Annotated in this window: 11 protein-coding genes and 2 tRNA genes; 7 read left to right on the forward strand and 6 right to left on the reverse strand. The window is 64.1% G+C overall.

Features of this window, described 5'->3' with window-relative positions; all coding sequences use genetic code 11:
• Nucleotides 1–7 precede the first annotated feature (7 nt).
• From G394_RS0100775 to htpG, 4 genes are all read right to left on the reverse strand, one after another.
• Nucleotides 8–877: an FAD binding domain-containing protein gene (locus G394_RS0100775; RefSeq protein ID WP_028576016.1), complete on the reverse strand. Its 870-nt coding sequence runs from the start codon at nt 875–877 to the stop codon at nt 8–10.
• 254 nt (nt 878–1,131) lie between these two features.
• The gene (locus G394_RS0100780; protein WP_043774283.1) at nt 1,132–2,499 is read right to left on the reverse strand and encodes a sigma-54-dependent transcriptional regulator; all 1,368 of its coding nucleotides are present in this window, start codon (nt 2,497–2,499) and stop codon (nt 1,132–1,134) included.
• The gene (locus tag G394_RS19875; protein ID WP_051306846.1) at nt 2,496–4,787 is read right to left on the reverse strand and encodes a PAS domain-containing sensor histidine kinase; all 2,292 of its coding nucleotides are present in this window, start codon (nt 4,785–4,787) and stop codon (nt 2,496–2,498) included. The genes G394_RS0100780 and G394_RS19875 overlap by 4 nt, the downstream gene beginning before the upstream one ends.
• Nucleotides 4,788–4,976: 189 nt before the next feature.
• Nucleotides 4,977–6,869 (reverse strand): molecular chaperone HtpG, encoded by a 1,893-nt coding sequence (htpG, locus tag G394_RS0100790; RefSeq protein ID WP_028576018.1) that lies wholly within the window; start codon nt 6,867–6,869, stop codon nt 4,977–4,979.
• A gap of 146 nt (nt 6,870–7,015) precedes the next feature.
• Between htpG and G394_RS0100795 the strand changes: the two genes are divergently transcribed.
• The 4 genes from G394_RS0100795 (at nt 7,016) to murA (ending at nt 9,143) form a co-directional block, all read left to right on the forward strand.
• A tRNA-His gene (locus G394_RS0100795) sits at nt 7,016–7,091 on the forward strand.
• 46 nt (nt 7,092–7,137) lie between these two features.
• Nucleotides 7,138–7,213: transfer RNA gene (locus G394_RS0100800), tRNA-His, on the forward strand.
• Nucleotides 7,214–7,270: 57 nt separating this feature from the next.
• Nucleotides 7,271–7,855, forward strand: coding sequence for a VOC family protein (locus G394_RS0100805; protein ID WP_028576019.1), 585 nt, complete (start codon nt 7,271–7,273; stop codon nt 7,853–7,855).
• Between the two features lie 37 nt (nt 7,856–7,892).
• Complete coding sequence (gene murA, locus G394_RS0100810) at nt 7,893–9,143, forward strand: UDP-N-acetylglucosamine 1-carboxyvinyltransferase (RefSeq protein ID WP_028576020.1); 1,251 nt, start codon at nt 7,893–7,895, stop codon at nt 9,141–9,143.
• A 104-nt stretch (nt 9,144–9,247) separates the two neighbouring features.
• On the opposite strand, the gene G394_RS0100815 is transcribed toward murA, so the two are convergent.
• Complete coding sequence (locus G394_RS0100815) at nt 9,248–10,240, reverse strand: hypothetical protein (protein ID WP_028576021.1); 993 nt, start codon at nt 10,238–10,240, stop codon at nt 9,248–9,250.
• Nucleotides 10,241–10,315: 75 nt separating this feature from the next.
• Nucleotides 10,316–11,749, reverse strand: coding sequence for a sigma-54-dependent transcriptional regulator (locus G394_RS0100820; protein ID WP_028576022.1), 1,434 nt, complete (start codon nt 11,747–11,749; stop codon nt 10,316–10,318).
• A gap of 251 nt (nt 11,750–12,000) precedes the next feature.
• On the opposite strand from G394_RS0100820, the gene G394_RS17400 reads away from it, so the two are divergent.
• From G394_RS17400 to G394_RS17405, 3 genes are all read left to right on the forward strand, one after another.
• A complete protein-coding gene (locus G394_RS17400; protein WP_156902360.1) occupies nt 12,001–12,318 on the forward strand; it encodes a hypothetical protein in 318 nt (105 codons plus the stop codon).
• A gap of 22 nt (nt 12,319–12,340) precedes the next feature.
• A complete protein-coding gene (locus tag G394_RS0100830) occupies nt 12,341–12,643 on the forward strand; it encodes a c-type cytochrome (RefSeq protein WP_028576023.1) in 303 nt (100 codons plus the stop codon).
• A gap of 110 nt (nt 12,644–12,753) precedes the next feature.
• The gene (locus G394_RS17405; protein ID WP_156902362.1) at nt 12,754–13,770 is read left to right on the forward strand and encodes an SCO family protein; all 1,017 of its coding nucleotides are present in this window, start codon (nt 12,754–12,756) and stop codon (nt 13,768–13,770) included.
• Nucleotides 13,771–13,774: the final 4 nt, after the last annotated feature.

Raw genomic sequence — 13,774 nt, forward strand, 5'->3', positions numbered from 1 at the left:
TCCTCCGTTATGCTTTGCGGGCGTCTTCGACAGCCGCTTGAAGGACCCGTTCGACGAAAACGGGCAGGACTCCCATCCGGTATTCCTTGGAACCGCGGATGGCGCTGCTGCGGAACATGGCCTGGTTGCGGGCCAGCTGTCCGGCTTCGGTCAAGGTGGCCGCGCTGACGGGCGCGCCCTTCAGGAACTCCTCGGCGTCAAGGGCGTGCTGCGGGCCGGCGCCGACGGGGGCGATGATGAGCCGCGCCCATTCGAACCTGTCGCCGTCGAGGGCGACCATGGCCGAGACGGCGAGCATCGGCAGGGCCAGGGCCTTGCGCTGCTCCATGCGCAGGTAGGCGGAACCCTGGTTCTTTTGCTTCACGGGAAATTTGACGTGGGTCACGACCTGGCAGCAGCTGTCGATGCAGGACAGGCAGACGCCGGCGTACATGTCCTCCAGCGGCATGGACTGCATGCCCTCCTGCGTGGTCACTTCGGCCGTGGTTTCCAGGCAGGCCAGGGCCACGGCGGCGTCGGCGGCCGGGTTGCCGGTCACGATGTTGCCGATGATGGTGCCCATGTTGCGGATCTGCAGGGAGCCGACCTTGCGGCAGGCCTGAGCCAGGGCCGGGGCGTGCTTCAGGATGAGCTCGGATTTGGACGCCTGGGCGTGGGTCACGCTCGCGCCGATGCGGATGAACCCGTTCTCCTCCGTGATGTTTTTGAGTTCCGCGATCTGGGTCAGGTCGACCAGCACGTCGCAGGTGTTCTTGCCGTCCTGCAGCTCCAGCATCAGGTCCGTGCCGCCGGCGATGATCCGGGCCTTCCCCCTGTTGGTGCTGAGGACCGTGACCGCTTCGGATACGGTCGCCGGGAAAACGTAGTTTTGAACCATAACTGTCCTCCGTGGTGTTTTCGAACGCGGCCGGGATGCCGGTGCCGAAATTCGATCCCTGTATTGGAAGGAACGTGCCAGGTTGTATGACAGTGCAACATGCCGGAATTTAAGGATGGCTTGAATGAGAAAAGAAAAAGGCCATAACAAAAGTTATGGCCTGGATGAGGCGAAATGCAGTGGGAAAATCAATTCAGATCATGGTTTCGCATAGATGGGTTCATGTATTCCCCAGGTGCGGGTTATGCAAAAAGTTATGAGCCGCCTTTTTTCAAGCGCTTGCTGAGCGCCGGCTGGGAGATGCCGAGCCAGCGCGCGGCCAGGGTCTGGACGCCGCCCGCGCGGTTCATGGCTTCGCGCACGAGGGCCTGCACGGTCTCCTCGATGGTCGGCAGGGCGGCTGGGAAGCACAGCTCTTCGGCCGCGCCGAAAAGTTCCGAAGTGTCGTTGTCCGGTCCGCAGGAGAAGTCGCCGCCGTTCCAGCTGCCCATGGCGTCGAAGACGTAGGCGCGCAGCTCGCGCACGTTGCCGGGGAAGGGGTAGGCGCGCAGGCGGCTGACGAGGCAGCGGCTCGGCTTCGGTGCGTCCTTGCCGAAACTGGCCGCGGCCTCGGCGATGAAAAGCTCCAGCAGCACGGGTATATCCTCGGGGCGTTCGCGCAAGGGCGGAATGCGGACCATGTGGGTGCGCAGGCGATAATAGAGGTCCTTGCGGAAGCTTCCCTCGCGGGTCATGGCCTCCAGGTCGCAGTTGGTGGCCACCACGACCCTCGCCTCGGACGGGCGGGGCACGTCGGCCCCCAGGGGCAGGTACTCCCGCTCCTGTAGCAGGCGCAGCAGCTTGACCTGCGACGATTCGCCCAGATCGCCGATCTCGTCGAGGAAGAGCACGCCGTCGGCGGCCTGCTCCACCAACCCCTTGCGGGCGGCGACGGCCCCGGTGAAGGCCCCCTTGCGGTGGCCGAACAGGGTGTCGCTGAAGACCACGTCGTCAAGTCCGGCCACGTTGACGGCCACGAAGGGTTTGCGCGGGCAGGTCAGCTTGTGCACGGCCCGCGCGGCCAGCTCCTTGCCGACGCCCGTCTCACCAAAGATGAGGATGGGTTCGGACGACGCGCTGACCGCCTCCAGGTACTGGAAGATCTGCCGCATCTTGGGGCTGTCCGTGGCGATATGCTCGAAGGCCTCGGGCCGGGTCAGGCGGTCCAGCACGAGGCATTGGCGCAGAGACGTGTTCTCGCGGCGCAGCCGGCTCATTTCCAGGGCCGTGCGCACGGAGGCCACCAAGCGCTCCTCCTCCACGGGCTTGGCCAGGTAATCCAGGGCGCCGAGCTTCATGCACGCCACGGCCGATTCGATGGACTCCACGCCCGTGGCCACGATGACCGGCAGTTCCGGACGCGCCTCCCGCACATGGGCCAGTATCTCCTGGCCGGTCACGCCGGGCATGCTCAAGTCAAGGATCATGGCCCCCAGGGGCCGCTCGTCGATGATGCGCAGAGCCTCGGCCGGGTTCTGGCAGCAGACGGTGTTGTCGATGCCGCTTGCGCGCAGGCACAGGTCGAAACTGTTCAGAATGTCGGCCTCGTCGTCGACGATGAGGACGGGAAAGGTCTGGATCATACGGCGGCGTCTCCTTCGTGGCGTGCGGGGAAAGTCAGGGTGACCGTCGTCCCCTCGCCCTGGCGGGAATGAAAGGTCAACTCTCCGCCGTGCTCCTGCATGATCCGGGAGGAAATGGAAAGCCCCAGGCCCGTCCCGCCGCAGGCGCGCTTGGTGGTGTAGAAGGGGTCGGTCACGTGGGGCAGGTCGTCGGCCGGGATGCCCTGACCCTCGTCCGCCACATCGAGCCAGACCTGTTCCCGCCGCGGATCGAAACCGGTTCTGATTCGGATGGCCTTGGACTTGTCGTCCAGGGCTTCGCAGGCGTTTTGGAGGACGTTGATGACGACCTGCTCGATCTTCTGGAAATTGCCCCGAAAATGCGGGATGCCAAGCCCGTAGCCGATTTCCAGGCGGTCCGTGGCCTTCTGCAGCTGGTTGTCGAGCAGCAACGACGCGGCCTTGAGCACGCCGTTGATGTCGATGACCTCGTTCAGCACCGTGGAGCCCTGCCGGGCGTAGTTCTTGAGGTCCTGCACGATGTGCTTGATGCGCTTGGACGAGGACATGACCCCGGAGAAGAGGTGCGGCACGCGCTCGCGGGCGAAGGAATAGCGGAGGTTGCCGAGGAGGAAGTCCCCGTGCTCGTCCATGTACTGGTCGAGGATGACCCGCGCGTCGTACCACATGCGCGACAGCAGGGGGACGTTCAGGATGATGGAGTTGTTGGGGTTGTTGATCTCGTGGGCCACGCCCGAGACCAGGATGCCAAGCGACACCATCTTGCCGGCCTGCACGAGCTGTTCGTATTCGACCTTGGCGCGCTTTTCGGCGTCCTTGCGCTCGGTGATGTCTCGGAAGGCGGGGACGTTCAGGATGATGGAGTTGTTGGGGTTGTTGATCTCGTGGGCCACGCCCGAGACCAGGATGCCAAGCGACACCATCTTGCCGGCCTGCACGAGCTGTTCGTATTCGACCTTGGCGCGCTTTTCGGCGTCCTTGCGCTCGGTGATGTCTCGGAAGGCGATGAGGGTGGTGCCGGAGCGCAGGGCGGCGCGCTTGACGTTGGCGATGAGCACCCGCCTGCGGCCGAACTTGTCGGTGATCTCGACCTCCAGGTTGTTGAGCTCCTGCGCCGTCTGCAGGTCATGGGGCGAGAAGAAGCGGGAGCCGACGAGGTCGAAGATGGTCCCGAAGGCGGCGATTTCGTCCGCGTCGTAGCCGAAGATGCTGTCCACGTTGCAGCTGACGAAGACGATGCGCCCCTCGTCGGTGGTCAGGAAGATGGCGTCCCAGATGCTCTCAAGAGTTATGCGGTGGAACTCCTCGGACTCCTGCAGCATGTCGACCCAGCGCTTGTAGCTGGTCAGGTCCTTGTAGTTCTTGACGATGCCGAGCACCTCGCCCTTTTCCCCGCGCAGGGCCGCGGCCTTGACCAGGCAGGACTTGCGCTCGCCCGACTCGGACACGAACTCCTTTTCGAAGTCGGTCTTGGACGAGCCGACCACGATCTCCTGGATGATGCAGTGGTCCGTGCACCTGTGGCGGCAGGGGAAGATGTCGAAGCACTTCTTCCCGAGGATGTCATCGGCCGGCTTCTCGACCAGCTGGGCGAAGGCGAGGTTGGCGCGGACGATGTTGCGGTCCGAGTCGAGGACGAGGATGCCGTCGCCCGAGGTGTCGAAGATATGTTCGAGTTCCATGTAGGCGTGTTCAAGATGCCGCTCGGTGCGCTTGCGGCGGGCGATCTCCTCGTTCAGGGACTCGTTGTACTCCTGCAGGGCCCGCGTCCTGTCCTCGATGATCTTCTCCATCATGTGCAGCAGGGCCTGCTTTTCGTTCTCCTTGATCTTGAGGTCCGTGATGTCCTTGAAGGTGGCCAGCACGTAACCCTTCCCGTCCACTTCGATGCGGTTCAGGACGACCTGGGTGTCGATCATCATCCCGTCGCGGCGGATGTCCTTCCACTCGAACTTCTGGATGTTCCCGCGCAGGGCCTCGCTGACCTTCCTGCTGGCCATCTCGTAGGAGTTCTCCCCATCGGGTTGGAAAAGGGGCGCGAAATCGCTCGGGAAGAACCCGATGATGTCCTCCTTCTCGCACCGCCAGATCTGGCAGGCCTCCCGGTTGCACTCGGACAGCTTCTCGTCGATGAGCAGCACGCCGTCGGACAGGCCCTGGAAGATGGCCTCGTACTTCTCCAGTTTCTTCTGCAGCCGTGCGATTGTCCTGTCCTTTTCCTCCAGGAGCCGAGCCGTGTCCTCAGGCTGGGCCGCAGGCTTCGAATCGCCGAAATGGGGGATGTCCATGATGCCCTCGCCGGGAAACTTCAGTGAGCAGGCAGTCCGGGCACGGATCTGTACTGCCCGGAAGGTTTTTGTGTGAAGCGCCTTCATAGCGGAGGCGGGGGGGAGAATAAAGGAAGAAAGTCCGCTGCTCGAATTTCAAGGCCTTGGAAAAGCGAAAGGCCGGTTGAGCCCGGCCTTTCGCGTGCGTCGCTATTTCGTGCCTCGTTCCTTGTACCAGTCGCTGGAGTCCTCCAGGAGGCGGTTCAGGCGCTGGACCATCTTGTGCGGGTCGGCCAGGTAGCCGTCCATGAGCAGGGCGGATTCGTAGAGCTGTTCGACCACGGTGGCCACGAAGTCGTCCTGCTCGTTTTTGGCGAAGACCGAGAGGAGATTGCGGACCAGCTTGTGGTCCTGGTTGATCTCGAAGATCTTCTTGGGGATGGAGGAGTCCTTGGTCACCATCTGCATGATCTTGTGCATCTGGGAGGTGGATCCGTCGGGGCTGACCAGGCAGGACGGGCTCTGGCTCAGGCGCTTGGAGATGCGGACCTCGGTGATGCGGTCGCCCAGGATCTCCTGCACGCGCTTCAGGAAGCGGTCCATGTCCTCGGACTCTTCCTTGGACAGCTCCTCGGGCTTGTCCTTCTTTTCGGCGCTGTCGGCGAACTTCTCGATATTCGTGATGTCGGCGTTCTCGGTGGCCTTGAGCTCGAACTCCTTGAACTTGCGCAGGCTGTCCATGACGAACTCGTCCACGGGCTCGTAGAGGTAGATGACTTCGAGCCCCTTGGTGCGGAAGATCTCCAGGTGCGGGTTCTGCTCGATGGCCTCGCGGCTGGGGCCGGAGATGTAGTAGATCTCCTTCTGCCCGTCCTTGGCCGCCTCGATGTACTCGTCCAGGGAGATGAGCCCGTCCTTGTCCTCGTGGCGGGAGGAATTGAAACGCAGGAGTTCGCCAAAGGCCTCCTGGTTGGCGAAGTCGGCGTAGCCGAGCTTGAAGCGCTTGGCGTGCTCCTTCCAGAACGTGGCGTAGCGGTCCTTGTCCTGGCCGAGTTTTTTCAGGTGCGAGAGGATCTGCTTGGTCAGGGTCTGGGCGATCTTGCGGATGAGCAGGTTCTCCTGCAACGTCTCGCGCGAGATATTGAGCGGCAGGTCCTCGGTGTCGACCACGCCGCGCACGAAGCCCAGGTACTCGGGGATGAGGTCCTTGTTCTTGCTCTGGATGAGAACCCGGCGCACGTAGAGGTCCAGGCCGTAGTTGTCGCGGTCGAAGCCGAAGGCATCCTGGCTGCGGGGGGGCACGAAGGCCAAGGCCGAGAACTGCACGGGCGCGTCGACGCTCAGGTGCAGGGTATCCAGGGGCTCCTCGTGGTCGTAGGTCAGGAACTTGTAGAACTCCGTGTACTGCTCTGGCGTGACCGAGAATTTGTTCTCGCGCCACAGGGCCTGCACGGTGTTGGCCTTCTCGCCCTGCACGAGGATGGGGAAGGAGATGAAGTTGGAGTGCTTCTTGATGATGGACGTGATGCGGTGCTGCTCGGCGAACTCCTTGCCATCCTCCTTGAGGTGCACGGTGATGGTCGTGCCGCGCGGCAGGTCCTCGTCCAGTTCGGCCACGGTGTAGGTGCCCAGGCCGTCGGAGGTCCACTCGACGGCCTTTGCGCCGGGGCGGAAGGAGCGGGTGCGGATGGTGACCTTGTCGGCGACCATGAAGACCGAGTAGAAGCCCACGCCGAAGCGGCCGATGATGTTGGACGAATTGCCCTGGTCGGCCATGGCCTGGCGGATGAACTCGGCCGAGCCCGAGCGGGCGATGGTGCCGATGTTGTCCACCAGCTCGTCCTGGGTCATGCCGATGCCCGTGTCGGCGATGACGAGCTCGCGCTTCTCCTCGTCGGCGGTGATGGAAATCTGCAACTCCAGGTCGGGGCTGACGATTTCGGCCGAGCGGTTCTGCTCGAAGCGCAGCTTGTCCAGGGCGTCGGAGGCGTTGGAGACCAGCTCACGCAGGAATATTTCCCGGCTCGTGTAGAGCGAATGGGTAATGATGTCGAGGAGTTGTTTGATTTCGGTCTTGAATTCGAATTGTTGTGCGGAAGACATGTCCACTCCTTGGTTTGAAAATTTCGATGGCACCAAATAAATGGCCTTGGCCGGTTGTCAAGGGCGGCGGCAGCAAGGTGATTTTCCCCGCGATTTTTGCTTGACCGGGGCAGGGGGCTTGGGTAGAGAGTTTTTCCTCTCACGTGGTGGGTGTAGCTCAGTAGGCAGAGCACCTGGTTGTGGCCCAGGATGTCGCGCGTTCAAGCCGCGTCACTCACCCCATTCGCATATACGGGACAGCTCGCTGTCCCTTTTTTTCTCCCTCGTGGTGGGTGTAGCTCAGCAGGCAGAGCACCTGGTTGTGGCCCAGGATGTCGCGCGTTCAAGCCGCGTCACTCACCCCATTTGACACTCAGGCAGAACCGGATAGAAACTGGTTCTGCTTTTTTTTGGAGGTCTGTTTGGCATTCACCGGCATCAACCATCTCGCCATGGTCACGGCAGACATGGACAAGACCGTCCATTTCTGGCGCGACCTGCTGGGCATGCGCCTGGTGGTGGGCATGGGGCATCCTGGCTACCGCCACTACTTCTTCGAGATCACGCCGACGGACTGCATCGCCTTCTTCGAATGGCCGGGCGTGGAACCCGTCGCGGAGAAGGACCACGGCGCTCCGGTCAAGGGACCGGCGGCCTTCGACCACCTGTCCTTCGGGGTGGACAGCGTCGACGAATTGAGCCGCCTGAAGGACCTCCTCGAAACCAACGGCTTCTGGGCCTCGGAACTCATCGACCACGGGTTCATCATCTCCCTCTATTCCTTCGACCCGAACAACATCCCCATCGAGTTCAGCTGGCCCGTTCCCGACTGCGACGTGCACGAAAGCCCCATCATGATCGATTCCCGTCCGACGCCTGCGGCCCGCGAAGGCAGCGAGCCGAGGCCGAATCGCTGGAAGACCCCGGGCCCGCGGACAGAAGAGTTCGACATCTACCCCGGCGAAGCGGAAGCCGTGCGCGCCGCGTTCAGCAAGAAGAAACCGTGAGCGACGGGAACTCCCGCCTCACCTGCAAGGATTTATAATGGACAAACTTGTCATCGAAGGCGGTATGCCCCTCAAGGGCACCGTGACCATAAGCGGTTCCAAGAACGCCGCATTGCCTATCCTCCTGGCCTCCATCCTCGTCGACGGGGAGGTGCGCCTGTCCAACGTGCCCGATCTGCGCGACATCGGCACCACCCTGAAACTCCTGGAACTGCTGGGCTGCACGGCGGAATACGCCGAAGGCGAAGTCTACCTCAAGTCCTGCAACCTGAAGCCCGAAGCCCCCTACGACCTGGTCCGCACCATGCGCGCTTCGGTCCTGTGCCTGGGACCGCTCCTGGCCCGCCTGGGCCGCGCCCGCGTGGCCCTGCCCGGCGGCTGCGCCATCGGTGCCCGGCCCGTGGACATGCACCTGAAGGGCCTGGAGCAGATGGGCGCGGTCTTCGAACTGGAGAGCGGCGACATCATCGGCAACTGCGACCGCCTGAAGGGCGCCCACATCCAGCTCGACTTCCCGACCGTGGGCGGCACCGAGCACCTCATCATGGCCGCCACTCTGGCCGAGGGCGAGACGGTCCTGGAAAACGCGGCCCGCGAGCCCGAGATCCAGGACCTGGCCGAGTTCCTGAACAGCTGCGGGGCGAAGATCTCCGGCCACGGCACGAGCGTGGTGCGCATCCAGGGCGTGGAGAGTCTGCACGGCACGTCCTACCGCGTCATGCCGGACCGCATCGAGGCCGGCACCTACCTCGTGGCGGCCGGCATCACCAAGGGCGACCTGACCCTCAAGGACTGCCCGGTAGACGCCCTCGACGCCGTCATCTTCAAGCTCAACGAAATGGGCATGGTCATCGAGGGCGACCGCGACACCCTGCGGGCCACCGTCGACGGCCCCCTGAACTGCGTGGACCTCTCCACCCGGCCCTATCCCGGCTTTCCCACGGACATGCAGGCCCAGATCATGGCGCTGATGTGCGTCAGCCGCGGTGCGGGCGTCATCACCGAGGGCATCTTCGAGAACCGCTTCATGCACGTGCAGGAGCTCGCCCGCCTGGGCGCGCACATCTCCCTCTCGGGCCAGAGCGCCATGGTGCGCGGCGTGGACTCCCTGAAGGGCGCCACGGTCATGGCCTCGGACCTGCGGGCCAGCGCCTGCCTCGTCCTGGCCGGCCTGGCCGCCACGGGCCGCACCGACGTGCGCCGCATCTACCACCTGGACCGCGGCTACGAGCAGATGGAAGTGAAACTCGGCGCCGTGGGCGCGAGGATCAGGCGCGAGAAGGAATAAAGGCCTGTCCGTCTGCGGCCGCAGAGTTCACCGCGCGGACACGAAAAAACCTCGCCGGGTATCATCCCGACGAGGTTTTTTTGTGCTGCCGACCCGGTTGGCCGCTACTCCTTCGTAGCGTTCGCCTCGGCCTTGGCCGGCGGGTCGGGGAAGTGCAGCTCGCGTTTGAGGAAGCCGCGGATGCGCAGGTATTCGGTGATGTTGTTCTCACCGCGCAGGACCATCTCCCAGCCCGGACGCTCCATGACCACCAGGACCGGGATGCCCTGGAAGCCCTTCATCTTGAAGTAGGCCCGGGCCGTGCGCACGGTCTGGCGCAGGTCGTCGCTCACGGGCGTCGGCTCTGGCTTGTCCAGGCTCTCGACGCGCAGGATCTCCAGGAAGGGGTTCTGCTTGCCTTCCGGGGTGTTCAAGACCGTGGCCAGGCGGTAGAAATCCTCCTCCTTGTTGTCCGTGCAGGCCAGGTGCCATTTGCCGGGCAGGGTCTGGGCGTTGATGGACAGGTTGGCCAGGATCTTGGAGCAGTGGTCGCAGTGCAGGCTGAAGAAGAGCACGTGCTGGGGCGCGTTGTCCGGGGAGTTTTCCCAGGTCGTGAAGGCCGTGTCGACGATGGCCGGCGGGGTGACGTTCAGGTCCAGCACCGCATTGGCCGCGAACCCGCCCGTCCATACGGCGATGCCCAGGAGCACGGTCAGCAGGGTCCTCCGCACCCAGGAGAACAGGGACAGGGTGACGAAGAGCATGGCCCCCACCGCGACGCACAGCAGGCATTTCTCCTTGAGGCCCATGAACTGGAAGCCCAGGATGGCGCCGTCGAAGGCCAGGGCGCCGAAGAGGAGCAGGGTGGCAGAGCCCCAGATCCACTTTTTGTCGTAGCGGCCGCCGAAGAAGGCCAGGGACCACAGGAACCAGAAGAAGGCTGCGCCCATCTTGATGAGGTTGCCTTCGCCGAAGCGTACGTACTCCCCGACCACGTCGCAGGACGAGGTGGTGCAGAAGGAGGTGTGGCGGATGGCCTGCATCCAGACTTCGGCCGAGAGGAACGAGGCGGCCAGGAAGAGAAAGGTGAGCAGGGCGTATCGTGAGACCTTGGTCATGACAGACTCCCGGTTGAATGAATGCGTGTTTGTGTATCGCTTCAGGGCGTTGCGTCAAGCCGTGTTGCGTCGCGGCTACCGCAGGCGCACGGCGTGCTTCTTGAGCAGCTCGTAGAGCCGTGCGCGGGAGAGCCCGGAGCGCTCGCATGCCGCCGCCACGTCGCTGCCGCACTGTTCGGCGAGCTGCTGCAGGTAGGCCTTTTCGAGCTGGTTGACGACCGTTTCGCGGGCGTCCCGGAATTGGGGCAACGCTCCTCCCGGCACGAAGGGCATCTGCAGGGGGCGGGTCAGCGGGCCCGGGTCGATGACCACGGGCTGAGCCTTCTCGGGTTTCGGCCGGAAGGCGCTCCGGGCGATGCCGATGCGCACGTCGATGGGCAGGTGATGGCTGAAGAGGCTCGGTTCGTTCGCGGCGTTGTCCACGGCCACGGCGATGGCGTTGACGAACTCACGCACGTTGCCCGGCCACTGGAAGGCGGCCAGGGCGCCGAGGAATTCGGGCGTGAGCTGCTTGGGCGGGGCCTGGTTCTCGCGGCAGATTTTCTCCACGTAGTACTCCGCGAGCAGCGGGATGTCCTCCTTGCGTTCGCGCAGGGACGGGATCTGGATATGGTGCCCGTTCAGGCGGTAGAAGAGGTCGCTGCGGAAGTTCCCTTCCTCGACCATCCTGCGCAGGTCGCGGTTGGTGGCCGCGATGACGCGGAAGTTGCTGGCGACCTCCTCCTTGGAGCCGATGGGCCGGAACTTGCGCTCCTGCAGGACGCGCAGCAGGTTCTTCTGCAGGTCGAGGCCGAGTTCCGCGATCTCGTCCAGGAAGACCGTGCCGTTGTCGGCCAGCTTGAAGAGGCCGTCGCGGGATTCGTGGGCGCTGGTGAAGGAGCCCTTGACGTGCCCGAAGAGGGTGCTCTCGGCCAGGTGCGTGGACAGGTTCGTGCAGTCGATGACCACGAGCTTGCCGGGCGTGCCGCTGTTCTCGTGGATGCCGCGGGCGAAGAGTTCCTTGCCCGTGCCCGTCTCGCCGGTGATGATGACGTTGGCCTTGCTGCGCGCGGCCTTGCCCATGGTTTCCAGGCAGGCCATGATCTTGGGGCTTTCGCCGATGATGGCGCTGCGTTTGACCTTGCGTCGCCCGCCGGCGCCCTTGGAGGCGCGGTAGGCCATGGCCCGCTGCAGGATGAGGGTGATGGCGCTGACCGAAATGGGCTTGCCCACATAGTCCCAGGCGCCGTTGGCGATGGCCAGGGCCGCACCGTCCGAGTCGCCGTCTCCCGTGAGGATGACCACCTCGGGCAGGGACGCGGCGGCCTGGAACTGCTTGATGTGGGCCAGCCCGTTGCCGTCGGGCAGGTTCACGTCGAGGAAGATGAGGTCGCAATCCGCGCCGGCCTGGGGGGCCAGCGCTTCCCTGATGGAATGGGCCACGGTGCAGGTGTGCCCCATGCGTTCGATGATGCGCTGGAAGGAGCGGGAAAAATCCTGGTCGTCGTCGATGATGAGAATGTCGGCCACGTGTGTCTCCGGAGAATGTTCTGTCCGCATTTGTCGGATTTTGTCCGGAAAAGCAAGATTCACGTGCGCCCTGCGCGGAGTTGCGCCATGTGCTGAAAACATCCTCGGCTTGCGTCTGGCTTTTTTGAAGTCTTGGTTGTAAAAGGAGAACTTGAGTCCGGCCAGGGGCGCCTTCCCGAGCTGCATGGAGTGCCGGGGCGAACCCGTGTCGGTCCGTGACCATCAACGATTTTCACGTCAAGGAGTTCAGCGTGAACATGACCGAACAAGCGATCCGGGTGCTCAGGTCGAGGCCCCATGCTGTTCCCGCCTTTCTGACCGTCCTCGTCCTGCTGGCCTGCTTCGCCGGGGCCCAGGACACCGGCGCGCTCATCCTCGAACGCTGCCAGGACTGCCACGAGATGGACAAGGTCTGTCTCGTCGGGAGCGATGACGCCAAGTGGTGGCAGGAAACCGTGCTGCGCATGGTCGAGTACAAGAGCGAACTGCTCACGGCCGACGACGCATCCTCAGTTTCCGTTTTTCTGGCCGATCCGCAGAAGCGCGCCTCGGTCTGCACCCCCAAATGACAACACCATACCGGAGGAAGCCATGAAATACGTATTCGTCTGTCTTGCCGCCTGCCTGTTTTTTGCCGCCCCCGCCCTGGCTGAAGGTCCGGCCGACCTCTATGCCAAGAACTGCAAGGGCTGTCACGGTGCCGACGGCTCCAAGGTGGCCATGGGCATGACCAGGCCCCTGAATTCCCTGACCCTTGACGAGGTCAAGGCGGCCCTGTCCGGCTACAAGTCCGGGACCTACGGCGGCGCGAAGAAGGCCATGATGGAGCGCGTGGTCAAGCCTTTGTCCGACGCGGATCTGGAAGCCCTGGCCGCCCACGTCGACAGCCTGTAGCCGCGAAGTCCCCGGACGTGCCGGACGTTCCCGCTGGGCGGGCCCGGCAGGCCCGGGGACAGTTTTTCCAATACCCGGGCCGCGGGCCCGCAAACCCTGCCGAGGTCAAGGTGCGACCGACCATCCTCATTCTCGTCCTGCTCCTGCTGCCGCTGCCCCTGGCGGCCCAGACCGCGGTGCAGCAGGCCCGCCAGGCGGCCCAGGCGTCGACCGCGCAGGAAACGGCCACGGCCGGCCAGGCCGAGCAGGCCGTCCCGCCCGCGGAACATTCCGGCCACGACATGTCCGGTCATGTCGGTCACGACGCGGCCGCCGGGCAACCCGCTTCCGGGGCCGCCGCGGATCACTCCATGCACGCCGCCCCGGCCGAACCATCACAGGCGCCGCATGTCCACCAGGAGCCAGCTCCGGCGGCTCAGGGGACGCAGGACGTCGGCGTGACGGAGAAGCTCGGCGGTCACATCGCCGCCGACGCCAGGTTTCTCGACGAAACGGGCCGGCCCGTGACCATCGGGCAGATCATCGACAAGCCGACCATCGTCGTGCCCATCTATTTCTCCTGTCCCAACGTCTGCGCCATCATCCAGAGCTCCCTGACGCAGGTCCTGCCCGACGTGACGCTCACGCCTGGCGTGGACTTCCAGGTGGTCAGCGTCAGCTTCGACGAGACGGACACGCCGGAGCTGGCCGCCAGCCAGCGCCGAAACTACCTGGCGGCCATGGACTTCAAGTACCCCGAGAGCGGCTGGCGCTTCCTGACGGGCGACGAGAAGAACATCCGCCTGCTGACGGACTCCCTTGGTTTCGGCTTCCGCCGCTCGGGCAAGGATTTCCTGCATCCCGTGGTGGTCATGGCCGTGTCGCCCAAGGGCAAGATCGTGCGCTATCTCTACGGCACCAAGCCCCTGGCCTTCGACCTGACCATGGCCGCCACCGAGGCCGGGAAGGAGCAGGTCGGGCTGTCCGTCAAGCGCGTCCTGGCCTACTGCTTTTCCTACGACCCCGAGGGCAAGCGTTACGCGTTCAATTTCATGAAGATCACGGCCACAGGCATACTCGTCATCCTGGGCGTGCTCCTCGTCTCCCTGCTGCTGGCCGGCCGCAAGAAGCGCCGGCCTCGAAACTGATTTC

Origin of the sequence: Desulfomicrobium escambiense DSM 10707 (assembly GCF_000428825.1) — a bacterium.
Taxonomy (GTDB): Bacteria; Desulfobacterota; Desulfovibrionia; order Desulfovibrionales; family Desulfomicrobiaceae; genus Desulfomicrobium; species Desulfomicrobium escambiense.